The 25,423-nt window shown below is 41.4% G+C and carries 22 protein-coding genes; 18 read left to right on the top strand and 4 right to left on the bottom strand.

All coding sequences use genetic code 11. The features are described from left to right. The first annotated feature begins 142 nt into the window (after positions 1-142). The 17 genes from ACFQ38_RS07795 (at position 143) to ACFQ38_RS07715 (ending at position 19,275) form a co-directional block, all read left to right on the top strand. Positions 143-1,600 carry a methyl-accepting chemotaxis protein gene (locus tag ACFQ38_RS07795; RefSeq protein ID WP_381480286.1) on the top strand — a complete coding sequence of 486 codons (1,458 nt, stop codon included), beginning with the start codon at positions 143-145 and terminating at the stop codon, positions 1,598-1,600. A gap of 130 nt (positions 1,601-1,730) precedes the next feature. Further along, positions 1,731-2,630, top strand: a complete 900-nt coding sequence (locus ACFQ38_RS07790; protein ID WP_381480284.1) for a 3-hydroxyacyl-CoA dehydrogenase — start codon at positions 1,731-1,733, stop codon at positions 2,628-2,630. A gap of 485 nt (positions 2,631-3,115) precedes the next feature. Beyond that, positions 3,116-3,718: an NEAT domain-containing protein gene (locus ACFQ38_RS07785; RefSeq protein ID WP_381480282.1), complete on the top strand. Its 603-nt coding sequence runs from the start codon at positions 3,116-3,118 to the stop codon at positions 3,716-3,718. 21 nt (positions 3,719-3,739) lie between these two features. After that, complete coding sequence (locus ACFQ38_RS07780; protein ID WP_381480281.1) at positions 3,740-5,284, top strand: NEAT domain-containing protein; 1,545 nt, start codon at positions 3,740-3,742, stop codon at positions 5,282-5,284. Positions 5,285-5,356: 72 nt separating this feature from the next. After that, complete coding sequence (locus tag ACFQ38_RS07775) at positions 5,357-6,298, top strand: NEAT domain-containing protein (RefSeq protein ID WP_381480280.1); 942 nt, start codon at positions 5,357-5,359, stop codon at positions 6,296-6,298. Positions 6,299-6,313: 15 nt separating this feature from the next. Then, positions 6,314-7,186 carry a heme ABC transporter substrate-binding protein IsdE gene (isdE, locus tag ACFQ38_RS07770; protein ID WP_381480279.1) on the top strand — a complete coding sequence of 291 codons (873 nt, stop codon included), beginning with the start codon at positions 6,314-6,316 and terminating at the stop codon, positions 7,184-7,186. A gap of 23 nt (positions 7,187-7,209) precedes the next feature. Next, positions 7,210-8,193, top strand: coding sequence for a FecCD family ABC transporter permease (locus tag ACFQ38_RS07765; RefSeq protein ID WP_381480300.1), 984 nt, complete (start codon positions 7,210-7,212; stop codon positions 8,191-8,193). Then, positions 8,183-8,953, top strand: coding sequence for an ABC transporter ATP-binding protein (locus tag ACFQ38_RS07760; protein WP_381480278.1), 771 nt, complete (start codon positions 8,183-8,185; stop codon positions 8,951-8,953). The genes ACFQ38_RS07765 and ACFQ38_RS07760 overlap by 11 nt, the downstream gene beginning before the upstream one ends. A gap of 358 nt (positions 8,954-9,311) precedes the next feature. Beyond that, positions 9,312-9,983: a GntR family transcriptional regulator gene (locus tag ACFQ38_RS07755; RefSeq protein WP_336824511.1), complete on the top strand. Its 672-nt coding sequence runs from the start codon at positions 9,312-9,314 to the stop codon at positions 9,981-9,983. 12 nt (positions 9,984-9,995) lie between these two features. Continuing rightward, the gene (locus tag ACFQ38_RS07750; protein WP_336824512.1) at positions 9,996-11,198 is read left to right on the top strand and encodes a CaiB/BaiF CoA transferase family protein; all 1,203 of its coding nucleotides are present in this window, start codon (positions 9,996-9,998) and stop codon (positions 11,196-11,198) included. Beyond that, positions 11,198-12,106, top strand: coding sequence for a hydroxymethylglutaryl-CoA lyase (locus tag ACFQ38_RS07745; protein WP_381480276.1), 909 nt, complete (start codon positions 11,198-11,200; stop codon positions 12,104-12,106). The genes ACFQ38_RS07750 and ACFQ38_RS07745 overlap by 1 nt, the downstream gene beginning before the upstream one ends. Continuing rightward, complete coding sequence (locus ACFQ38_RS07740) at positions 12,103-13,137, top strand: TRAP transporter substrate-binding protein (protein ID WP_336824514.1); 1,035 nt, start codon at positions 12,103-12,105, stop codon at positions 13,135-13,137. The genes ACFQ38_RS07745 and ACFQ38_RS07740 overlap by 4 nt, the downstream gene beginning before the upstream one ends. Before the next feature lie 250 nt (positions 13,138-13,387). Next, positions 13,388-13,885: a TRAP transporter small permease gene (locus ACFQ38_RS07735; protein ID WP_336824515.1), complete on the top strand. Its 498-nt coding sequence runs from the start codon at positions 13,388-13,390 to the stop codon at positions 13,883-13,885. After that, positions 13,882-15,156, top strand: a complete 1,275-nt coding sequence (locus ACFQ38_RS07730) for a TRAP transporter large permease (RefSeq protein WP_336824516.1) — start codon at positions 13,882-13,884, stop codon at positions 15,154-15,156. The genes ACFQ38_RS07735 and ACFQ38_RS07730 overlap by 4 nt, the downstream gene beginning before the upstream one ends. Before the next feature lie 257 nt (positions 15,157-15,413). Further along, positions 15,414-15,791, top strand: coding sequence for a MerR family transcriptional regulator (locus tag ACFQ38_RS07725; RefSeq protein WP_381480299.1), 378 nt, complete (start codon positions 15,414-15,416; stop codon positions 15,789-15,791). Between the two features lie 311 nt (positions 15,792-16,102). After that, a complete protein-coding gene (locus tag ACFQ38_RS07720; protein WP_381480275.1) occupies positions 16,103-17,608 on the top strand; it encodes a class I adenylate-forming enzyme family protein in 1,506 nt (501 codons plus the stop codon). After that, positions 17,605-19,275: an acyl-CoA dehydrogenase family protein gene (locus tag ACFQ38_RS07715; protein ID WP_381480274.1), complete on the top strand. Its 1,671-nt coding sequence runs from the start codon at positions 17,605-17,607 to the stop codon at positions 19,273-19,275. The genes ACFQ38_RS07720 and ACFQ38_RS07715 overlap by 4 nt, the downstream gene beginning before the upstream one ends. A 61-nt stretch (positions 19,276-19,336) precedes the next feature. Here ACFQ38_RS07715 and ACFQ38_RS07710 read toward each other — a convergent pair whose 3' ends face one another. Further along, a complete protein-coding gene (locus ACFQ38_RS07710; protein WP_381480273.1) occupies positions 19,337-20,515 on the bottom strand; it encodes a M20 metallopeptidase family protein in 1,179 nt (392 codons plus the stop codon). Between the two features lie 348 nt (positions 20,516-20,863). Continuing rightward, positions 20,864-22,549 carry a methyl-accepting chemotaxis protein gene (locus ACFQ38_RS07705; protein ID WP_381480272.1) on the bottom strand — a complete coding sequence of 562 codons (1,686 nt, stop codon included), beginning with the start codon at positions 22,547-22,549 and terminating at the stop codon, positions 20,864-20,866. A gap of 208 nt (positions 22,550-22,757) precedes the next feature. Here ACFQ38_RS07705 and ACFQ38_RS07700 point away from each other — a divergent pair, with 208 nt between their 5' ends. Next, a complete protein-coding gene (locus ACFQ38_RS07700; RefSeq protein ID WP_336824521.1) occupies positions 22,758-23,468 on the top strand; it encodes a sulfite exporter TauE/SafE family protein in 711 nt (236 codons plus the stop codon). A 294-nt stretch (positions 23,469-23,762) separates the two neighbouring features. Here the strand turns inward: ACFQ38_RS07700 and ACFQ38_RS07695 are convergent, their stop codons facing one another. Continuing rightward, the gene (locus ACFQ38_RS07695) at positions 23,763-23,984 is read right to left on the bottom strand and encodes a hypothetical protein (RefSeq protein ID WP_336824522.1); all 222 of its coding nucleotides are present in this window, start codon (positions 23,982-23,984) and stop codon (positions 23,763-23,765) included. Between the two features lie 418 nt (positions 23,985-24,402). After that, the gene (locus ACFQ38_RS07690; protein WP_381480271.1) at positions 24,403-25,335 is read right to left on the bottom strand and encodes a general stress protein; all 933 of its coding nucleotides are present in this window, start codon (positions 25,333-25,335) and stop codon (positions 24,403-24,405) included. Positions 25,336-25,423 lie beyond the last annotated feature (88 nt).

Genomic DNA, 25,423 nt, shown 5'->3' with positions numbered 1-25,423 from the left:
ATTGAAATTATCAGCATGATTTTTGAAAAAGAACGAAGATTGTCGTGAACGAGCAGGTCGATTTATCCCATATCTTGGTTAATTCTTCAGAAACTGCAATTGTAGCCGATATTATAGTGGAATAATGAAATGAGGAGATAAAATGGACACGATTGAGCAATTGGTTTTAAGGGATACGATGAAGAAAAATCATTTAATGGTTATTACAATGGGGATCACTTTGTTTTCTGCATTATTGTTGGCTGCTTTGACCAATAGCGTTGGTCCAACAATATTGTATGGGGTAGATTTGTTAGGCGTAGTTGGTTACTATTTTTTATTCAACCAATTTTTGAAGAAACATAGATGGTATCCGTACGCGGCGATTTTGCATGTGTACACATTAGCGTTAATAGGAAATGTCTTATATGGAGGAAATGTTAAGACGGTATTGATCATCATTTTCTTAGCTATTTTTTCCGCTGTTCAGCTAAATTTGCCTACATTTCTTTTTGGATATACTTACGGTTTTGTTTTGATGGTTGTCAATCGCATTATGAGTGTGGAGGAAATGGTAGAGTCTTTATTTAGCTATTATCTCCTTTTGTACATCCTCTTAGGTGTTATGTTTTTTGTCATTATACGATTGACGAATGGGCAATTCAAACAAATCGTGGCCTATACAGAAGAATTTGCGGAAGATGCAAAATTGAAGGAGAAAGAAAAAGCGGATTTAGAAGCGAATGTTGAGGAAATTGTAGAGAGCATTTCTTCGATGAATGAGCGCATACAACAAAATATGTCTACACAAGATGAGATGGCGTCTGTAGTTGAAGAAATGGCTTATGGCAGTCAATCGCAGGCGAATCAAATTTCGGACATTGCACAAAATACAATTTCCATGAAAAACAGTATCACATCTTTATTCACCTTGGCGAATGAATTAAAAAAAGAATCTGAAGAAGCAAACGGCATTGCTATCGAAGGGAATCGGCAAATTGATGCTTTATCAGTAGACATGACGGTTTTGAAGAAAGATATAGCCGATTTACATGAGACGTATCTTTCTTTATCCAATAAATTGTTAGAGACAAATGAATTTGCAGCTCTCATTAAAGGAATTACAGAGCAAACGAACTTGCTGGCGCTTAATGCCTCGATAGAAGCCGCAAGAGCTGGAGAAGCAGGTAAAGGGTTTGCGGTTGTTGCAGAAGAGATCCGTAAATTAGCAGAAGTGACGAATCAAACGACAGAAAAAATTACAGCTAATTTGTCTGAATTGAACGTTAGCAATACAGCGGCATTTAAAAAGATGACAGAAAGCAGTCGGAAAATCGAACAAAACGTGCTGACAACACAAGTCGTATCCGAACAGATTATGAAAGTTGCTTGTACGCTGAAGCAGTTAGATGAAGGACTGATTAAATTTACTGCTTCTTCTAATCAGATGATTAAGGAGTCTGTCGAAGTTGAAGATTCCACAAACAATTTTGCCGCAATAGTTGAGGAAACTTCAGCGAATTTGCAAGCGATGAGCAAAATCATCGAAAACTTGAATGCGGACAGTAAATTGGTCGCTCAGGAGATGGAAATGACTGCAAACAAAGTAAATTCATTATAGGTAATTGAAATATTAGAACGTATTTCCTGAAAGAGGGAATGTTATTGTAGGCAAATTAGATGTGCGATGAAAATTATTGTCCTATAATAATTATAGGATATGAGCCATAGGCTGAAAGGAGCAATATACTATGAGATTTAAAAATATTACTGTAGCAGGAAGTGGCGTCTTAGGAAGCCAAATTGCATATCAAACGGCATTCAAAGGATTTGAAGTTTCCGTTTACGACATTAATGATGATGCTCTGAACACGGCGAAAGAACGAATTTTGAAATTGAAAGAAAACTACAAAGCGGATTTGAACGCAACAGATGAAGATGTCGATTCAGCATTTGAACGTATGTCATTTAACAGCGATCTATCTAAGGCGGTTGAAAAAGCTGATCTCGTCATTGAAGCTATTCCAGAAGTGGTCAACATTAAGACGGATTTCTATGAAAAGTTAGGAAAAGTTGCTCCAGAAAAAACTATTTTTGCTACGAACTCTTCCACTTTATTGCCAAGCCAATTTGCAAAAGCGACTGGCCGTCCTAAGAAATTTTTAGCCCTTCATTTTGCGAATGAAATTTGGAAAAACAATACTGCCGAAGTGATGAAGCACCCGGGTACAGATGAAAGTGTGTTTACAGATGTGATCGAATTTGCAAAAGCGATCGGCATGGTTGCTTTGCCATTGCATAAAGAACAGCCTGGCTATATTTTAAATTCGCTCTTAGTGCCATTTTTAGATGCTGCCCAAACATTATTAGCGAGAGAAATAGCAGATGTCGAGACGATCGACAAAACATGGATGATCGGCACAGGAGCTCCATTAGGACCGTTTGCAATTTTGGATGTTGTAGGAATAACGACTGCTTATAATATTGTTGCGGCAAAAGCTCAGGCTACTGGCAATCCAGAAGCTCAAAAAGTGGCTGATCTTATGAAACGAGAATACATCGATCAAGGTAAACTGGGCAGAGCAACAGGAGAAGGGTTTTATAAATATCCGAACCCATCCTTTGCACAACCTGATTTCTTAAAAGGATAAATAATATTGGAAATCCCGCATGAGATATAGTCTCTATGCGGGATTTTTTTATGTAGCAAACTGTATGTTGGCATCAGCACTGGAAAGAAATGTATTGTGGAAGCTGTATTTGGGCTAGTCTCGATAATGTTTTGTCCAAGTTTTATTGACTCTATCGATGTCGGCAATTGGATGTAGCGCCTAAGGTGTAATGCGAAGGAATACAGTTTAATCTATCGTTCACGTTGTAATGCGATCAGTCTACGCTGTGTTGCGATCGGTTTATGTTGTGTTGTTCGATCTAAGTTGTGGAACATTTGTTGTTTGCTTGCTCTCCCGCGTACTACATGTATTAACCAATATTGCATTTCTTCCCATAAGTCACCTTTCCTCCATTTTTTTGTGAACAATATGTGAATTATGTCAGGAGGGCTTTTAAACTATGTGCTGTTCGACTATGATGATAGAGTAGTAATTGATAACAGTTCTCACTAAGAGTTTCGTAGATGGAGAATGATGGGGAAGGAGTATCCATGGGTAAACGGTTGGCGCCATTGATCGGTGCTGTTTTACTGTTGTGGTCCGCCGCGTTTATGCCTGTAAAGGCGGCAGAGCCATTAGATGATGGCTTGTATGCAGTGGATTATGAGCTGCTGCAGGGAGATCGGGATTCTACGTCAATTGCAAATGATTATTTTGAAAAACCTGCGTTGTTGAAGGTGGATGGCGATGAGCTAATTTTGCAAATGACACTGAATCATAGCAAGTGGGTCCAAGAATTGCAAGAAGCAAGCGGCGACAGTTTTTCTGATGTGCGAGTCGTTGCGGAGGATGACGAAGCGGATACGCGCGTTATTCAGCTGAATGTAAGTGGTGATTTGGCCGAGCCGTTTCCGTTGAAGATGCATGTGGTGATCGATGAGTTAGAGATGCCATATGACCATTCGTACACTGTACGATTGGCAGTTGACGAAAGTTCCTTGAAGGAGACTGACCAGCAATGGGTTGACTCTATTGAGGAAGGCAGTAAAATCTGGTTCTTCATTGCGGTTGCGTTAGTTGTCATAGTGGCAATTTTTGTTGCTATACGATTTAGGCGGTCAAAGTAAATAGAAAAGGAGAAATATAGAATGAAGAAAACAGTAATGGTTTTATTCACGGCAATGCTGCTTGTGTTTACAGCGATGCCAGCACTTCCGTCTGTAGCAGCAGAGGCTGAGCAAGAAGCTGTATCATACGAGCTTCCATTTAAAGTATTGCAACAAGAAAGTGACGAAGTGTCAGCAGCAGGCAACTATGTACAAAATCCTGCTCAAGTGAAAGTTGAAGATGGTAAAACTTTCGTCTATATGACGTTGCTAAGCAGCCAATATTGGCAATCACTGAAAGTTCAAGAGGGCGACAAATTTGTTGATGTTGAAGTTGTTAGCGAGGATAAAGAAAAACAAACTCGCCTTGTGAAATTTGAAATAACAGATGTTGAAAAAGCATTGAATGCAAAAATACATATCATCGTGACAGGCATCCCTGGTCTTGGTGAATATGACCATACGTACGATATCCGTTTCCAATTCGACGCGAGCAATGTTCCAACTGAAGAAGAAGGAACAGAAGTTGAGGAAGAAGCACCGGAAACTTCAGAACTACCAGAAACACCAGTAACATCTATTGAAGACGGCGATTATACAATTGATTTTAAAGTATTGCATGAAGAAGAAGAAAAAGAATCATCTATGACACGCTATATCGAAACACCTGCTGCATTGTCTGTCAAAGATGGCAAACAAATCGTTTCTTTCACACTGACAAACAACGAACAAATTACTGAATTCCAAGTTGAACAAGATGGTGAATTTGTTGATGCGAGTGTAGTTAGTGTAGATGAAGAGGCGAATCAACGAACTGTATCTTTTGAAGTAGCTGATTTCTCAAAAATCATGAATGCGAAAGTGACAGTATTCGTTGCTGCAGCGAACCACACTGGCCATTATTCAGTTCGTTTATCATTTGACCAAGATAGCGTTGAACCAGTAGTAGTAGAAACGCCAGAACAACCAGAACAACCAGAAACACCGGAACAACCCGAGACTCCAGAACAGCCTGAAGAAGAAGTAACTGTATCATTCAAGGATATCGACCAATCATGGGCGAAACCTTACATCGAAGCACTTGCTGAGAAGCAAATCGTGAAAGGTAAAACTGCAGATACATTTGCTCCGAACGACAAAATTACAAGGGCGCAATTCGCGTTAATCATCTCTCGTGCATTGGATCTTGAAAAGCAAGATTTCGAAGGTACATTCTCTGATGTAACAAAAGAGATGGAAGGCTTCGTTTATGAAGTAGAAGCAGCGAACCGTGCAGGAATCATCCAAGGTGATGCTGGAAAGTTCAATCCAAATGCGGCAATCACTCGTCAGCAAATGGTGACAATGATTATCCGTGCGATCGAATATAAAGATGCTTCACTATTGAAAGATGTAGAAACAACTGTTGAGTTCGCGGATGCGGCTCAAATGAACGATTACGCAAAAGAAGCTGTTCAATTGGCAGCTGGCCTGGGCATTATCGATGGTAATGTTGTAAAAGGTGAAAAAGTGTTTGAACCGAAAGCTAGCGCAACTCGTGCGCATGCAGTGAAAATGGTTTATAACATGCTTGAAGCAATCAAATAATTTTTTGCACGAATGCCGGCGTCACGACTATTGTGACAGCCGGCGTTGTGTGTAGAGACGAAGGAGATAGCAATGAAAAAAATATCTTTAAGAGCAATGGCGTTTGCAGTGGTCATGGTGCTTTTCCTTCCAGTAATGATGCCGATGAAAGCGGAAGCCGCAACGTTTGCTGATGGGGAATATTCAGTTCCGTTCACTGTGTTGAAAGATAATAGCAATGAGCAATCCACGACGGCAGACTATATGGTCAGCCCGGCGAAGGTGCAATTAGTAAACGACAAAGCTACAGTTACGGTTACTCTGAAAAATAGTTCTTGGTGGCAATATTTTAAAGTTCAAAATGGCGGCAGCTTCTCGGATGTGCAAGTAGTGAGCGAATCAGGTGATACGCGTGTAGTTCGCTTTACTGTGTCGGATTTGACAAAAGTCGTCAACGCGAAAATACATATCATCGTAACAGGCATTCCAGGTTTTGATTATGACAATAAATATGATATCCGTTTTAATTTCAACACGTCTTCCATCCCAGCTCCTCCAGTGGAAAAGCCAGTGACAACTCCACCACCGGCAAAGGAGACGAAACCGGAAACACCAAAGAAGACGGAAGAGAAACCGGTTCAAAAAACACCAGAAAAGAAATCTGAACAAACGGTTGTAAAAAAGAACGAAAATGCGACGACGAAAGAAAATCAAAAGGTAATTAAAGAATCCGAAAAGGATACAACAGAGCAATCCGATATGAAATCTGAAGAGCAAGCAGAAGTGAAAACAGAGGCAGACAAGTCGGATGAAGCATCAGAAAGTGAACAGGCAGAAGACGAAGAAGATGCCGTTGTAACTGAAGAGTCAGAGATGTTAGAAGACGAAGCTTTAGAAGAAATTGTCGCCGAAGAAGTGAAGGATGAAGCAGAAGATTCTTCTAATCGCATGACGTTTATAATTATTTTAATCGTTACAGCGGTCGTTGTTGCTGGTATCGTATTTGCTTTTGCGAAGAAACGTGTTCGTAAATAAGGGAGTTGTACTGAAATGAGAAAAGCGATCGGCCTATTCGGATTGTTATGTAGTATTATGCTTGCAGGCTGTTCCGAAGGTCAGGAGGATGTGCAAATCGGCGAACAGGATGGCGATCGAGTCGTTGCAACGACCGTCGCTTTGACGGAAATTATGGATGCGCTTGAAATTGATTTGGTCGGTGTACCTTCGAGCTATAAAGATTTGCCTAAACGATATGAAAATGCGAAGGAAGTAGGCAATCCGATGAGCCCTGACATGGAAATGCTGTTGTCGTTGAAGCCGACAGAAATTTATTCGGTGACGACGCTGAAATACGATTTGCAAGAAATGTTTGACGAGCGTGGAATCGACATGACGTATGCGAACTTAGAGAGCGTTGACGCGATGCTCGATGAAATATTGAAGATCGGCGAAAAATACGATCGAATGGAACAAGCGGAATTGATTGTAGCTCAATTCGAAGAGAAAGCAGCTGAAATTGAAAAGGCAGTTGAAGGGAAAGAGAAGCCTTCTGTATTGATTCTGATGGGGATTCCAGGAAGCTATTTAGTCGCGACTGAGCATTCCTATATCGGCGATCTTGTGAAGAGAGCTGGCGGGGTGAATGTCATTACAGGCGAGGATGTTGAATTTATTTCTTCCAACACGGAACATTTGCAACAAACGAATCCAGATATCATTTTACGGGCAGCACACGGTATGCCGGAGCAAGTGGTGGAAATGTTCGATGAGGAGTTCCGTTCAAATGATATATGGAAGCATTTCAATGCCCTAAAAAACGGACGTGTCTATGATTTGGAAGAGGAGCTTTTCGGCACGACGGGCAACTTAGCAGCGGCAGAAGCATTGGATGTTCTTTTGACAATGCTGTATGAAGAGAATTGAAGGCGGGTAATGGCATGTTTGGAATCAATCGAAAAATGCTCAGTTTCATAGTCGTCATTCTTTTACTCGCGATTGTCTTCGTGCAATCCGCCTTGACCGGCAGCATTCAGGTGACACCGATCGAATTGATTCACGGACTGCTGACGGGAACGAATGAGGACGTTGCAATTATAAAAGACTTGCGAATACCACGAATTTTGATTGCGGTATTTGCAGGAGCCGCTCTATCTGTTGCAGGTGTACTTTTGCAAGCAGTTATGCGAAATCCATTGGCAGACCCAGGGATTATTGGCGTTTCTGCAGGCGCAAGCTTCATGTCTGTACTTATCATTGCTCTAATCCCTACGTTCTTTTTCTTCGTACCGCTATTTGCATTTATTGGCGGTGCTTTGGCGTTTTTCTTAGTCTATTCCTTATCATGGAAGTCCGGGTTGAATCCGCTTCGTATGATTTTGATCGGTATCGCGGTCAACGCGCTTTTTACCGGCTTAGGCCAAGCAATCGGATTTAGTGGCAGCGGCATTACACAGTCAATGAGCCAAGTGACGACTTCAACGTTATCCATGAAAAAATGGAGCGATGTCGAAGTAATCGCCCTTTATGGAACGATTGGCATTCTATTATCCTTTTTCGTTTATAAATGGTGCAACTATTTATCGTTGGAAGATCGAACTGCAAAAAGCCTCGGTGTCAATGTGAACTTGGCGCGATTCGTCATTTCATTGATTGCTGTTCTGTTGGCTTCTGTAGCGACGGCGATTGCTGGTATGTTCGCTTTCGTAGGATTATTAGTCCCCCATATTGGTAGAACACTTGTCGGCAATGACCATAAAGTGCTCATCCCATTTTCTGCATTGGCAGGCGCTTTATTAATACTGCTTGCAGATACACTTGGAAGGACATTCATTGCGCCGAATGAAATTCCGGCTTCCATCATTATGGCAGTAATCGGCGGGCCATTCCTCATATTTTTGCTAAGAAAGAGTGATCGTATCTATGGACATTAAAGAAGTCACATTTTCATATGACAAGAAGAGGAATACATTGCATGGCATCGATAGCTCAATTGATACTGGGAAAGTGACGACAATCATTGGACCGAACGGCTGCGGGAAATCAACCTTGTTAGGTGTTTTATCGAATCACTATAAGCCGAAAAGCGGAAACGTGCTGTTAGACGGTAAGTCACTGGCCGATTTTAAGCCGAAAGAATTAGCGAAAAAGTTGGCTGTCGTCCACCAGCAAAACAATGCACCATCCGATATGACGGTCGAAAAGTTAACAGCTTATGGAAGAATTCCGTATAAAAATCTTTTTTCTTCCACGACAACAGATGATGAAGAAGCAATCGAATGGGCTTTGGCAAGCACGAACTTGCTTGAGAAGCGCAACATACCGATAGATAGCCTATCTGGCGGACAAATGCAACGTGTCTGGATCGCCATGGCGCTTACCCAGCAAACCCCATACTTATTCTTAGACGAACCAACGACATACTTGGATATATTTTACCAATACGAATTGTTGGAGCTCGTCCGCAATTTGAATAAACAACATGGCATCTCCATCGTCATGGTACTTCACGATATTAACCAAGCGATTAAATATAGCGATGTCATCATCGCTATGAAAGACGGCAGAATCGCCGCTAAAGGAAAACCGCAAGACGTTATAACAGCAGAAATGATTAAAGAAATTTACGGTGTAAACGTCGTTGTTAAACACGACCCCGAAGCCGGCATGTATATCGTGCCAGTCGGAATTTAACCATGCGAAAGCCTCCCATTGTGGAGGTTTTTTTATTTTGTTGGAAAACAGTGCTTGTGTTTTCTACATTGCGTTGCGAATGGACTATGTTGTGATATGGCGGGCGCCATTACGTTTCGTTGCAAGCCGTTTATATAGCGTTTTTACATACATGGTTGCCACTGATTTGCGGCTTCCTTCCCTTACGTTATTTACCGTTTGCACAGACCCGATCTAGTCATAATTCCTATTTTCTCGATATAATCCCAAAATAATACATACTTATCGGTCTATTTAGTATTGATAAATAATATTGACAACTCAAAATAGATGGTTTAATGTGTTTGAAGAATACTGTATACAGTAGACGGAAATTGGGGTGGAAGATTTGGCGGAAATTATCGTTAAGCGAACGACTTTAAAAGAACAAGTTTATGAGTATTTAAAGAATGCGATAACATTGGGGGAAATTAAGCCGGGGGAGCGCCTGATCGAAGAGAAAATATCTGAAACATTGAATGTCAGTCGCAGTCCGATCCGAGAAGCGGTTCGGTTATTGGAAAAGGATGGTCTGTTAGAGGTAAATGCTTCGGGTGGTGTTACAGTTGCGAATCCAACGATTGAGGATTATCGAAATTTATATGAAATTCGGGTAGAAATGGAGTCCCTATCTGCTTTTTATGCCGCAAGACGTCGGAAAATTGATGAAATTGTACTGATGGAAAAATCCATCAGGGACATGGAAAAGGAGATTTCCGCAAATAATGTAAAGGGATTGCTTAGCGTTAACCTTAATTTTCATGAGATGGTTGTAAGAGCAAGCCATAATCCATTTTTAGTATCGATGACTTTACAACTGAGAGGAATAAACAGCTTTTATAGAAAAGCAATTTTAGAAGGCAATCCTCAATATATGCGTGGTGCATTACAAGACCATAAAAAAATTTACATGGCAATTGTAAACCAAGATGAACAAGAAGCGAAAAATTGCATGAAAGCGCATATTGAACATGATTACCAATCCTTTATGAAAGTGGTTGCGAATCAGTAAGGGGGAATGAAAATGAGCAATAGAAAGCCGTTGGAAGGCGTTAGGGTGTTAGAGTTAGGAAATTTAGTTGCTGCCCCATTTGCAGGAAAGCTTTTTTCGGAATTTGGGGCAGAAGTAATTAAAGTGGAGGAACCGAAAAATGGGGATCCTTTACGAAATTGGCGAGTTATGCATGAAGATACTTCCGTTTGGTGGTATGTACAAAGCAGAAATAAGAAGTCTATTACGATTAATCTCCGAGATTCTGAAGGACAAGACATCGTGAAGTCACTAGTTGAAAAGGCGGATGTCGTAATTGAAAATTTCAAGCCGGGAACTTTAGAGAGATGGGGCCTCGGTTATGAAGAAATGAAAAACGTGAATCCAAGCATTATTTTAACGAGAATTTCAGGCTATGGACAAAGTGGTCCTTATAAAGAAAAACCAGGATTTGGAAGTGTGGCGGAAGCGATCGGCGGGCTCAGATACTTGACTGGTTATCCGGACCGCCCGCCCGTACGTGTCGGCATTGCAATCGGTGACATGATTGCGGGTCTATATGCGGTTATTGGAACGCTAATGGCATTAAGAGCACGTGACCATCACCCTTCAAGAGAAGGCCAAGTCGTCGATGTAGCACTCTATGAATCTGTGTTTAGTTTATTAGAAGGGATACTTCCTGAATATGATTTGACGGGACAAATAAGGGAGAGGACAGGCAGTACATTGCCTGGCATAGCCCCTTCCAACACATATAAATGCGCAGATGGAAAACATATTGTAATCGGGGGCAATGGTGATCGGATTTTTCAGCGTCTAATGGTGGCGATTGGTAGAGGTGATATTGCAGATGACCCGAAGTACTCGACAAACCAAGGTCGCGCGGATCATGTAGATTTCATCGATAACGCAATAGAGGAATGGACTTTACAGCATCCAATGCATGAAGTGCAAAAAATATTGGACGAAGCTTCCGTTCCGGTCGGTCCAATTTACGGAATTCACGACATTATAGAAGACGAGCATTATCAAGCCCGTGATATGCTCCGGAAAGTTGAATTGCCAAATGGTGAACAATTAATGGTGCCTGGCATCGTGCCGAAGCTTTCGGAAACGCCAGGAGATATTGAATGGAACGGTCCTTCTCTTGGAGCACATAATGAGGAGATTTATAAAGGTTTTCTCGGTTTAGGATCGGATGAAATTAACAAGCTAAGAGAGAAGGGGGTGATTTAATGTCTGCTGTCACGATAATAGACGTTAGCCCCCGGGATGGTTTGCAAAACGATCCAAAATGGACGAGCACAGAAGATAAGGTCGCATTAATAGAGAAACTTGTACGTTCGGGCATAAAGAAAGTGGAAGCTACATCGTTCGTTCACCCGAAAAAGGTTCCGCAATTGGCAGATGCAAAAGAATTATTGGAATCCATTGCACATTTTGACGGCATAGAAGCGATCGCGTTGATCCCTAATATGAAAGGGTACGAGCGGGCGAGAGTGCATCGATTGTCGGAAGTGAATTATGTTAGTGCAGCAACTGAAACTTTTAACGAAAAAAATATTGGTATGTCGATCTCCCAAAATATGTCGCAATTTAAAGAGTTGGTGAAAGAAGCGAAAAAGGATGGCATTAAAACTTGTTTTTCAGTTGCAGTTAGCTTCGGCTGCCCGTATGAAGGCGATGTTAAGGAAGACTATGTCATTGAAATTGTACAACAAGCGTTAGAGGCTGGCGCTGATCGGATAGGCATCGCTGATACGATTGGCATTGCGATACCAAACCAAGTTGAGCAGTTGATGGCAAAAGTGCTTGAGATAGCAGGCGAAACGCCAGTTGCAATTCATTTACATGATACGAGAGGGTTAGGATTATCGAATGCGTATATGGCTTATCGGACTGGCATTAGAATATTTGAAACGTCCGCTAGTGGTATCGGCGGGTGTCCTTTCGCCCCAGGTGCTGCAGGAAATCTAGCAACAGAGGACCTATGTTATTTATTTGAAAGAATGAAAGTGCAAACAGGTATTCATTTCAATCATCTATTGGAAGCAGCGGATTTTGCTGCTAGTTTATCAACAAAAACACCATTAGGGCGTATTCGACATGTTGAAAAAATTAGTGAAAAGGGGAATGCAGTATGAAAAAGTGGTTCGCAATGTTTGTAGTTGCCTTAATGGCTACGATGGTTCTATCCGCTTGCGGCGAAGCGGATGGAGAAACAGGAGGCAGTAGCTCTGCTGATGGCGACGACTATGAAAAGGTTACGATTCGTCTTGCGTATAACTTGCCTCAAGATCATCATGTTGCAGTCGGCATTGAAAATTTTGCTAAGGAAATTAAAGAAAAGTCAGGCGGTAATGTCAATATTCAAGTATATCCCGCAGGGCAGCTATTAAGTGATAAAGATATGAATCAATCAATCCTATCGGGCGGCGTTGAAATGGGTGTGAACTCATCGACTCTCTGGGCTTCAACAGTGCCGGCAATGGGGATTTTTGACGTGCCGTATGTGTTTAATGATTATTCTGCGGTAGGTGAAGCAGTTAACGGAGAGTTTGGCGATAAGCTTCGTGGTGCTATGGAGGAGAAAGGTGCCAAAGTGTTAATGTTTGCTGATTATGGCTACGTTCAATTTGCGAATAACAAACGTCAATTGAAATCACCGGAAGATTTCAAAGGATTGAAAATTAGAAGTATTGGTGATTTACCATCTGAATTGATCCAAGCATACGGAGCTTCTCCTGTATTTATGGGAGGCGGCGAAGTGTACATGGCCTTACAGCGTAACACAGTCGATGGAGCAACTTCTGGCACAACTGCGATGCTGCAACGAAAATATGAAGAGGTTACCAAATATTTGACGATTAATAACTATGCATATTTAGAGTTCTTATTGGCCGTCAATAAAGATTTTTATGATAAGCTCCCTGAAAAAACTCAAAAATTGATCGAGGAAGTTGCTGCTGATACGGAAAAGTGGATTCGTGAGCAAGCAGAGAAAGAGGATGCTGAATCTGCAAAAGCGTTAGAGGAGAAAGGGATGGATGTATACGTAGTGCCTCAAGAAGATTTGGAAGAATGGATAGAAGCAGCTGCGCCTGTCCGGGATGTATTTGTTAAAAATGCTGGAGAATTAGGTCAGGAATTATTGGATATGGTCGATAAGAAATAAATATTCAGCTCGTTGACTAAATGCTCGTATACTGCGGCTCGAATGATGATGGGGTCGATTTGCCTTGAATTTTGCGTCTTTTGTGGAAAGTTAGGCAGGCTATCGCTCACGTAGACTGCCTTCTACGTGATAAGCGTTTTCGAGAGATAAGCAAACAATTATAACTACAAACATTAAAATGACTGAAGACGGACTGAAAAGGTACGCTGTCTTCAGTCTGAACGATTTTCAAGTAAAGGGGGAACCGATCGTGAAAAAGGTCTATCATTTTGCGGATCTGCTCGTACGATGGGGAGCATATATTGCCGGTGTACTCATATTGATTACGACATTTATGACTTTCTATGAAGTCGTATCAAGATCCTTTTTCGACAAACCTACTTCCTGGGCAACTGAATTATCGATTTATGCGATTATCGGCAGCTGTTTTTTAGGAAGTGCCTATGCGGTTCGGACCTATTCGCATATTACGGTAGATTTATTGATTAATAACGTGAATGATCGTATGAAAACAATCTTGGCCTATCTTTCCAATTCTTTAGGCTTGCTATTTAGTGTTATTTTTACGATTTATAGTTATTTACATGTGATCAAAACATTCAAGTTGAATGTAACATCTGCATCATTATTGAGGATTCCGATGTACATACCTGAGTCCTTGCTTGTCGCAGGGGGAGTACTGCTCTGCATTGCGTTTATTTTACAATTAATCGATGGCGGCGTTCATAAAGGAGGAGAGCATCTATGAATATCTTCTTTACTGGAGGACTTGGCGTTCTTCTCCTCATAGGCTTGCCCGTTGCATTTGCACTAAGTTTATTGGCAGTGGCGGGTATGTATTTTTTCAATGGTGGTACGTTTGCATTTATGCAAATCCCGATCATTTCCTATAAGTCCTTGGACGACTTCTCCTTAACCGCTTTGCCGATGTATGTTCTAATGAGCCAAGTTTTAGTCATTAGCGGCGTTGGAAGAGATTTGTATGATATGGCAAGCAAGTGGTTTAGACATTTTCCAGGCGGTCTGGCAATTGCTACAATTTTTTGTTGTACTGTATTTTCCGCAATATCAGGATCAAGTGTGGCAACTGCAGTTACAGTAGGTGCTGTTGCATTACCGGAGATGGTAAAGCGCGGCTACAACAAGCGCCACGTATTAGGGCTGTTAGCTGCTGGAGGGACTTTAGGAATCTTAATACCTCCCAGTATTCCAATGATTATATATGGGTCGGTTACTGGAGAGTCTGTTGGGAAACTGTTTATCGCCGGAGTTATCCCTGGGGCAATTTTGACAATTGCATTCATGCTGTTTTCAGCTTACCAAACTCGGCATATTAAAGATAAGCCTGCAACTTGGAGAGAAAGGTTCTCGGCTTCCAAACAAGCTATTTGGGGCCTGTTGCTACCAATCGTTATTATTGGCGGTATTTATTCAGGAAAATTTACCCCAACGGAAGCTGCGGCAGTAGGCGTTGTGTTTAGCTTTGCAATCGCAATATTTGTCTACCGTAATTTGACATTTTCAGCTTTGAAAAAGATTTTAGTAGAAACCGTAAAAACGAATGCAATGATTTTGCTCATTATTGTAGGGGCAATGCTGTTAGGCTACATTATGACAATCTTGCAAATTCCACAAAGTGTCGTAAACGTAGCGACGTCACAAGACATTTCGCCATGGATCATTTTTATTTTGATCAATATTGTGTTGCTTATCTTGGGAATGTTCTTGGAAACTGTTTCTATATTAGTAATTACATTGCCGATTCTATATCCAATAATAATGGCTTTAGGTTTCGACCCAATCTGGTTCGCTATCATTATGGTTATTAATATGGAATTGGCACTGATTTCGCCTCCAGTTGGTTTAAACCTATTTGTACTAAAAGGGTTGGACAAGCGTAATTCAATTAATGAAATTGTGAGAGGCGTTATTCCTTACGCTGTTATTATGATCGTTTTCATAGTCGTCCTCTCCTTCTTCCCAGAGATTGCGACAGTACTTGTCGACAATGTAGAGTAAACGAACAGTTCCACGAGGAGAAATCCTTAGTGGAACTTTTTTATGCGGATTTGAAGTTGCAAATTGTTTTGACAGTTTTACGGAGTGTTATGCCGTCATTCCGTTTCGGTGCACACGCTTTATATTCCGTTGCGTACGTTGTAATGCGTCGTAGTTACGTTTCATAGTAGATAGTACTAAAAAATGACACTCTACACTTGCCCTTTACGTTAACGTAAATGATATAGTCAAGATAAACGGATGAAGGGGTGGTGAAGCTGAAGACGATTGCGGAGATGGCGAAGATGTTTGGTGTATCGACTCGGACAATCCGCTATTATGAAGAGATCGGCTTGCTTGAACCGGAACGGACGGAGAATAATCAGCGGCTGTATTCGAGTGCAGAGTTGGCGAAGCTAAAGTTGATTTTTCGGGGGAAGCGGTACGGTTTTTCGCTTGATGAAATTAAAGAGATGGTACTTTTATTCAACAAAGATCGGACGGGGCGAAGGCAGTTGGAACGGACGATTGTATATGGGGAGCGTCGATTGAGTGAAATTGAAGCGAAGATTAATGAATTGCAAGAAATGAAAATTGAAATGGAACAGTTGCTTGTTGATTTTAAGGAAAAGTACGATCAATTGGACAGAAACTAAATTAGAAGTGGTGTTTCACTAAATAGGTAAAAGTGCATTAGTGCAGGGGATCAATAAAAAGGCAGGATGCCTATTTATTTCATGGTAAAGCCATATAACGTAAAAAGGTATTGAATTCAATCGTCTGAATGAATACGAGATTGTGTCTTGAGATGAAAGGAATAAGCGGAACAGATTGTTTATTCATTGTAAGGAAACATTCTTGTTGGTAAGGATAATGATCAATTATTGAAGTCCTGGTTGAGGTAGTTTAAGGAGAAATGTCTGTTTAATAGACTGAAAAGTCAAATTAATGGAAGGGGAATGAATGGATGAATAGTTCACAGTTATTGGCACGTAATGCACGTAAATATCCGAATCGGGAAGCCGTAGTTTGTATGGGGAAACGAACAACGTATAAAGAGTTGGATCAATTAGTGAACCGGCTCGCCCATGCACTGATCGGGGAAGGGATTCAGAAAGGTTCAAAAGTGGCGCTGTTTCTGCCGAATGTCGAGGAGTTTGTCATCTCCTATTTTGCTGTCCAACGGATCGGCGCTGTCGTTGTTCCAATTAATGTGAAGCTGACTACTGAAGAGTTAGAGTACATTTTGGACCATTCCGATGCGGATGCACTCATTGCACATGAGATGGTGTTTGATACAGTAAAACAGTTGCAAGCTCCTTCTTTATTAATCAAAACAGGAAAGCCACAGGACAATTTCCTCAGCTTCGAGTCTTTAATTGACAACGCAGAGGATGCCTCGTTTCCTTGCTTGTTGAAGGAAGACGATGAATCAACGATTTTGTATACATCAGGAACGACCGGCAAGCCGAAGGGGGTCCTGTTTAGCTATCGAAATATATTAACGGTCGCTACGATGATTGCAGTCGAAATGGAAGTGAAGCCGGAGAGCCGCATGTTGCTTATGATGCCGCTTAGCCATTCTGCGCCGCTACATTTATTCTTAATGGCTGGCATACTTGTCGGTTCGACGCTTGTGATCACACCTACTTTCACTCCTGATCTATTGATTGAAACGGTAGAAAAAGAGAAGACGACACACTTTTTCGGGGCGCCTGTTGCTTATTTGCTCACTGTAGATAATCCACGGTTGAAAACGGCAGATCTCTCATCCATGAAATGGTGGATTTACGGCGGTGCACCGCTTTCCGCGAATGAAGTACGGATGGTAAAACAGGCTTTCCGAACCGATAATATTTGCTGTGTGTACGGTTTAACAGAAGCGGGACCAAGCGGATCATTGCTGTTGGCAGAAGAGCATGATGCAAAAGCCGGCAGTATCGGAAAACGTGCTCCGCTTCATACAGAACTTCGAATCGTTGACGATCAAGGTGAAGACGTTCAACCTGGAGAGGTTGGGGAAATTGTCCTTTTGGGTGAAGGCAATATGATTGGCTACTATAAGGATGACGAGGCGACAAAAGAAACATTCATAGGAGAATGGCTGAAGACAGGTGACTTAGGCAGATTTGATGAAGATGGCTACATTTGGATTGTCGATCGTAAGAAGGATTTGATCATTTCAGGTGGGGTCAATGTTTATCCGAAAGAGATTGAGGAAGTCATTTTGCAATTCCCTAATGTGACAGAAGTGGCAGTTGTCGGTGTGCCGCACGTGGAATGGGGCGAGACAGTTAAAGCTGTATTTGCGGCAAAATCTCCAATTGATGTAGATGAATTGAAAGACTTTCTATCTGCGCATTTGGCGAAATTCAAAGTTCCTCGTTTATATGAGCAAGTAGATGCGCTGCCGAGAAACGCATCGGGCAAAATACTAAAACAGCCTTTGCGGGAAGGAGTGGCGGTGAAATGAAGGTACTGCAAGAGAGAAAGATTGAAGGGAAACGGAATTTCTTTGAAAATGATGAGACATTGCAATTCATTTTAGAGAATCATTTGGATGACGATTTCCTTCAATATGCTAAACGGGAATTGCATCGCTTTGGGGAAGCTTGCGCGAACGAAATCGATGAACGGGCGAAGCATACCGACCGTGAAGGAGAGCCGAGGCTCATACGTTACAATAAATTCGGAGAGGAAACATCTGAAGTATGGGTCAATGAAGGCTACCGGAAAACTGTAGGAGAAACTTATAGGACTGGGATTGTCGGCTATGTCCATAAAGAAATTCCCGAACTATCTCGCAAAGGGAATTACTCATACAGTTTTGCTCAAGGGTATATTTTGTCGCAAACGGAGCCGGGATTTTATTGCCCAGTTACTTTAACACAAGCGACTGCATATCTATTGGATCATTACGCAAATGACGATGTCAAGCAGCTGTTTTTAGACAATGTTTGTTCCACGGGAGAAGTTCCGTTGTATGAAGGGGCAACATTTTTGACGGAGAGGCAAGGTGGCTCGGATGTCGGTGCAAATGTCGTAAAAGCAGTGAAAGACGGCGAACATTATCGTCTATACGGGGAGAAATATTTTGCGTCAAATGCAGGCATGGCAGGTGTTGCAATGGTATTGGCGAGAAGGGAAGGAGCGCCTGATGGTTCCAAAGGCTTGACGTTGTTCGCCGTCCCGTGGCGCAAGGAATCCGGTGAGGTGAACGGTTTGCGCATCCGTAGATTGAAGGATAAGTTAGGCGTCCGAGCTGTGCCATCTGGTGAAATCGAATTCGATGGAGCTGTCGCTTATGTCGTCGGAGATCCTGCAAAAGGATTTTATTATATGATGGAAGCGCTTAACCTATCCCGAATATGCAATGCTGTGGCATCGATAGGCATTATGCGGCGTGCTTTCATAGAGGCGAAAGAATATGTGGAGCGTCGCAATGCATTCGGACAAAGGCTCACCAATTATCCAATGGTACAGGACACTTTAGGAAAGATGGCGGCTAAGCTTCATGTTGAAACTGCGGCGATCTTTGATTTTATTAAGCTTTACGAGCGAGTTACGGATGGTGAAGCGACAGATCGGGAAAAAGTGCTGAACCGTCTTTTCATTGCAATTATGAAGAAGGAATCCGCCGAGCAGGCAATTCATTTTGCGCACGAGGCAATAGAAATGCATGGCGGGAACGGCTATATCGAAGACTTCGTCACGCCGAGACTGTTGCGCGATGCCCAAGTGCTCACTGTTTGGGAAGGAACCGCAAATATTTTAGGGTTAGAGCTCATCCGCCTTGTGAATAAATTCGAAGCACATAAGCTGTTTGTCGATGAAATGCGAAAACGGCTCGTCATCATTCAGGAAAATGAAATGAAAGCGGCCGTTAAGGCAGAGCTGGAAAAGCTTTCTGCAGATTTAGTTGCGTTTGCGGGTTATGATCAAGCATTGCAAACATTCGAAGCGAAAGCTTTCATGAAACGCATGTCCGATTTATATGAGAGTATCGTTGCGTTGGAATGGGCGGCTCAGCATGGTGGAAAATATGCAAAAATAGCTGAGGTGTTCATTGAAGAAACATGGAAGTTAAGAAGGACTGGGGATAGAATGAAGACTGTCAGTTATTTTACAGAAATCGTGTAGGAAACGGTCAAAGTTTGTTAAAGACCTCCTCATAGCGCTATCGCAATGAGGAGGTCTGATTTTATTTCCCTAAATAATGATCAACGATTGCAACAAAGGCTTTTGCAGTGTTCAATAGAGCACGTTCATCAATGTCAAACTTTGGATGGTGATGAGGGAAGTGGGTGTCGCTGTTTTCATTTCTTGAGCCTACTTTGAAATACGTTCCCGGTTTTTCAAGCAGAAAGTAAGCGAAATCTTCTGCTCCCATCGATGGCTGCAATTCAACAATGTTTTCTTTGCTAAAATGGTTTTCGAAGATCGTTCGAACTTGATCGGTTTCTATCTCATGGTTATAGAGGGCAGGGTAACCATGCAAATAATCAATTGTTGCCTTAGCTCCAAATGCCTCGGTAATACCCTTTGTAATCGTATAAATGTTTTCCTTTACTTGTTGACGGACATCTTCATCGAATGTACGTACAGTTCCTTCAAGCTTAGCAGTATCTGCGATAATATTAAAAGCACTGCCTGCTTGAAAAACGCCGATTGTGAGAACAGCCGATTGTAATGGATTCACTTGCCTGCTAACGACTTTTTGCAGAGCACTGACAAGATCGCTGCCAACGACAATCGCATCGACACTGTCATGCGGCTTAGCGCCGTGTCCGCCTTTTCCTTGGATTGTAATGGAGAATTTATCGACAGCGGCCATTTTGAAAGCAGAACCAACTGCATAATGGCCGACCGGTGTATCAGATGCCAAATGGGCGCCGAATACAAAGTCGACATCTTGCAGTACGCCATCTTCTATCATGAATTTTGCCCCGCCAGGCGGTTTTTCCTCCGCATGCTGGAAAAGGAAAATAACGGTGCCTGCAATGGATTTTTGAAATTGGCTAAGTGCTTGTGCAGTTCCTAACAGGGCAGCAGTATGGCCGTCATGTCCACAAGCATGCATAACATTCGGCCGAGTTGATTTATAGGGGACATCTTTTTCATCTGCAATCGGAAGCGCGTCAAAATCAGCTCGCAATGCAATTGTCTTTCCAGGCTTGCTGCCTTTCAAAATCCCGATCAGCCCATTTCCACCAATGTCCGACTTCACCTCCAAGCCAAAGCTCAATAGTTTCTCTTTTATGAAAGCGGCGGTCTCCGTTTCTTCAAACGAAAGCTCTGGATGCTGATGCAAATACCTTCTCCATTCGATCACTTTACTAGAATGTTGCTCTAACTCATTAAAAATCTGTTCAATTACCATACCGATCCCCCATTTCTACTAATCTTTTTTGAATGAATAATAGCTGTCTGCCTACTGCTTCTTCAAGTACGATTTAAAATCCTCTGATCTACAAAAGATTGTTCGTCTACATAGATCAAAATTCCATGAAACGATCTAAGCATTTCAAAAAGAATGTAATTTTCCTTATTTTATGACTATAATACCGATATGTCAACTCGGAATTATAATAATTCAACCTAATAAGTTGAGTAGAGTAGTAAGCCCCCCCATTACCTGCTAATTGCAAAGGGCGGTTGGGCAAGGCGGCAAACGGTTACTGTTAAACAAAAATCCCGCAGCCATTTGAGGCGAACGGGATTTTTATTGTTATTCAACTTTAAATTTCTTAATTTCTTCTTTCAATTGATCAGCCAAGTCGTTCAATGACGCTGAAGTGCTAACCATTTCTTGCATAGCTGCAAGTTGTTCTTCCATAGATGCCGCAATATTTTGCGTATGTTCAGATGAATTTTCCAACGATTGGACTGTGTCATGTGTAGATGCTAATATTTCTTCTGAACCAGCTGAAATTTCTTGGATCGTAGCGGAAACATCTTGGACGCTTGCACTAATTTGCTGGATGCGGCTTGAGATATTTTTGAATGAATTCCCGGCTTCATTTACAATGACGGTTTCACGTTCGACATCTTCAAACACTTTTTCCATTGCTTGGACAGATTGTTCCGCATCACTTTGGATTTCTTGAATGATCGTGCTAATTTGATTGGCAGAACGAGCGGATTGTTCGGCCAAGTTCCGAACTTCGCTTGCAACAACACTAAATCCTTTTCCAGCTTCGCCTGCTCGGGCGGCTTCAATAGCAGCATTCAAGGCTAACAAGTTGATTTGATCGGAAATATCGGTAATCATGCCAATAATTTTCGTAACGTCATTCGAACGTGTATGCATGACTTGCGTGACTTTCATAGATGCTTGTACAGATTGGTTAATTGTATGAATGCCTTCGATTGAATCTTGGATCAAATCGCTTCCTTCATGTGCTGCATTGGAAACGTCTGACGTGTCCTCCGAGAGCTTTGATGCAGAATCAGCAATCTGTTGGATGCCTGTTGTTATTTGTTCAAGAGCAAGTAGGTTTTGAGCTGCAGCCTCAGAAAGTGCTTCGCTCGTTGCTGATACTTCTTGCGTAGCAATTGTCGATTGGTTTGCGACCTTCGCCATTTGGTCAGCACTCTCCGACATTTCAGATGACGATGCTACTACATTATCGGAGGTTTTATTTACTTGCTGGATCATATGTTGAAGCTCGTTTTTCATTAAATTAAAGCTATGGGCTAACCGGCCGATCTCATCCCTGCTTTTGATCGTAATGGACTTCGTCAAATCACCTTTCCCGACTTCCTCTGTTATTTGAATGAGTTGAGTTAGCGGCTTCGAAATCTTTCTTGCAACGTATGAAGGAATCACAATGCTAATCAACATACCGATGATAACGGTTGCAAGAGATATAATGACAACATTTCTTTTAATGTCGGTAATAAACTTTGCGTCTTGATCGATACCGATCAGTGCCTCGGTTCCTTCAATTGGCATAAACATCGATTTGTGTACGCCTAAATCATTTGAATAGATATCACTAAATAATGGTTTTTCCGATTGCAAAGCTTTGTTTTGTTCTGCTGTAAGCGCTTGCGGAACTAAATAATCAGTAGAGTCGGACATGGCTAAGAGCATATCTTCTCCATCAACTTTAGTGACGATATAAATGTTTTCAAATCCACTCTTCTGTTTTGCCGAATTCAAAATATTCAACAATTGAAGATGTGCAGATTTGTCTGAATAGGCACGGTTAATAACGCGTGCAGGCAACTTGCCCGATAGTTCATCCATCGTTGTAGTTAGGGAATCTTCAAATTGCGGTATAACGTTTTTTTCTACGATATCCATCGCTTGAAAATAAAACAATGCGCTGAAGAGTGTGGCAATTATGTAAATCGGTATGAGCGTAGCCCAGATGATCTTCTTGCGTATAGATCCCTTTTGCTTAAACATCATAGTACCTCCTAATCATTTAGAATAAGGGAGAAATAGAACTTGTGAAACTTTTGTTTTATGTTAGAAAGTTCTTATTACCTATGATACAAAGAAATTGATGGAAATGCTATATGAATCTATTAAAAACTAATTTTGGTAACAGTCAGATTTTATGGAATCCGTTATGCTATAATGAATGGAAATTTAGATAAAGAAGGTTTTCATTTTGGAAGTCGGGTTATTTATTCTACTTATATTCACGGCATCACTTTTGCAAACGAGTACGGGATTCGGATTTTCAATAGTAGCTACACCGTTTTTGCTCCTGCTATTTGATGCAAGAGATGCGATTCAATTGAATTTAATTTTATCGTTATTCATTTCACTGACCTTATTTAAAAATATTCGAAGTGACATCGATCGAGGTGTTTTAAAGAGATTTATTAGTGGAAGTGTTATCGGTTTGCCGATTGGTATGATGGTATTTTCATTTTCAAATATCGACTATTTAAAAATAGCGATTGGCATATTAATCCTGCTTTTGACAGTATTGTTGCTTCTAAAATTTCGGATTGGGCAGACGAGAGGCCGCGACCGCATAGTGGGGGCAATTTCAGGTTCCTTGACAACGAGTATCGGCATGCCAGGACCCCCATTGCTGCTCTATTTTTCCGGTACTGAAACAGAAAAGGCAAAACTCCGGGGGACAACATTAGCGTATTATTTATTCATTTACTTCTTCAGTTTAGTTGTACAAATTTTTGCAGCGGGCACATCAAACAAAGTATGGTTGTATGCATTATGTGCTTTGCCGATCGTACTGTTGGGGCAATTGGCAGGTCAATATCTTTTTTCACGGATCAATCAAAAAATGTTTCAGTTGTTTACATACGCCATTCTGCTATTTACTGGCGCTTACTTGCTTTTCAACACCTAACAATCAACAGGACTAGCACATAGAAGAAAGCGATAAAATACAATATTGACGTTTCATAACTCGCTTGTGCTTCTGTTAGAAAGGACCGTTAGTCCAAGCGATGTGAAAACAATAAAGGAAAGAAGTAGGATTGGTGGCATGGTCCACCATATTGTATGGACAAATAAATTCTTTCCTTTTTTGATTGTTAACAAAAAAGCAATTATATCGCTGTAAGTATGATTGGTTAAAAGTGATTGTTGCTTGGGAAATATTGTACTCACTACGGCAAGGAGTAGTTGTAGCATATTCCCCTTACTTTTTCGTCTTATCGATTCGATGATATTCTGAAATTTGGACGACACGCACTTTACTTGTATTCAATTCATGATAAATGCCGCGGCTATCGCGAAATGAAATATATTGATCGCGTTCGCTTTGCACAATTTTCTCCGCGCTTTCGAATGAATCGGTATGGATAAATCGGCGAATATAATGCTCTTCATCGAAAAAGTACGTAATTTTGAATTCTGACATTTTTGCTCCTCCATTCAAGCGGTTTTTATAACGTCCATACTATTTCACTTTGTCCAACAATGCAATTTACATTCTCTGTCCAAACAGTTTAGCCGCGATGTTTTGCGTTGGCATTTGCACTCTAACAAGTTATAAGCTGCTTCAAACAAAAACACCCATGCAATGATGATTGCGCGGTTCAGCTTGTTGACAAACGCATGCATACTGCGAATCGAACTGCGAAGGGTTCAATTTGCCATATTTACGAGCCCTTTATGGAAATTAAGGCACTGAGGACATCGCGAACTTAGACTGCCTTCCACGTGGCAAGCATTTTCAAGCCAAGCCGGACAAACATCTTTACAATGACTAAAAGCCTTAAAAAGACTGAAGACAAAGTAAAAAGATACTTTGTCTTCAGTCAAAACCATGCAATTGTTTACTTTTTCTTTTCGGAACTATGGTCGTTCGTACAATAGCTATGCGGGTTATTTGAGGCCTTATGAATATTTCTTAAGTCGATTATAATTGGTTCATGAACCGTATTAACGTTTTCGCCGTCTGTGTTTTTAGGCATTGGAACGTGAGTGGATGTTTCCTCCGGATCGAATTCCTCTATAGCGCCTTGACGTTCTGTTTGGCTTTCCATGAAGGTTGTCGGATGTGGAAGCCCGGATTGTTCTTCTTCATGTCGTTTCATCCGTTCTTGTTTGTATCGCATATGGAGACGTTTTCGTTCTTCATCGGTACTGCTCTGTATATTGTTTGGTGTAATGTGTTGGTTGCTATTTTTTGGTTCGTATTCTGTTTTGTCAAAAAGCGTCTCAGCTCCGATCCTGCCTAAAGCACGGTTCTGATCGAATGGCATTTCATAGGTATCCGGCACGATGCTGTCCCTAAAATCGTTTTTTGGCATGCCGTCATCGCCGATATTAGAAGATAGGTCATGATTTTGTTGTAAATAAGCTGCTTCGGAAACAGGGCGATTGAATGGATTCGTTTCCGGCTTGTTTCGTTCTTCCAAAATTTCATACACCGTTTTTTCAGGTTCCCCTTCGACATAAAGCAGCCACTTGCCTTGTTTAATTTCCGATTCGTATTTTTTTAGATCTGCTTCATCCAATCCTATTTCAACTAACATGCTTCGTACATGGTTTTCCCCGGAAAAGAAACTAATGATGCGGTCTAAATAGTTGGTTGGGGCGGATTGAATGTCATGAAATGACTTTCGCCTAAAAAGATCTACGTCCTCTTCATTTTTTGCAACGATATACATCGAAGAAGGATCAATACCTTTTTCCTCCAATTTCTCAATGGCGTCGATGATTGATTGCTCTGTATCATACAACCCGACAAAGGTTTTTTGTTCCATAGCAATTCCTCCTTTATCTATGCTCATCCATACCCGATTTTAGAAAATTGGAAACGAATGTACTTTCGTAATGGTCATTGTTTTCCAT

Source organism: Sporosarcina contaminans (assembly GCF_042679045.1).
Classification (GTDB): Bacteria; Bacillota; Bacilli; order Bacillales_A; family Planococcaceae; genus Sporosarcina; species Sporosarcina contaminans.
Note: the sequence above shows the minus strand (reverse complement) of the source record. Positions and strands in the feature narration are given on the sequence as shown.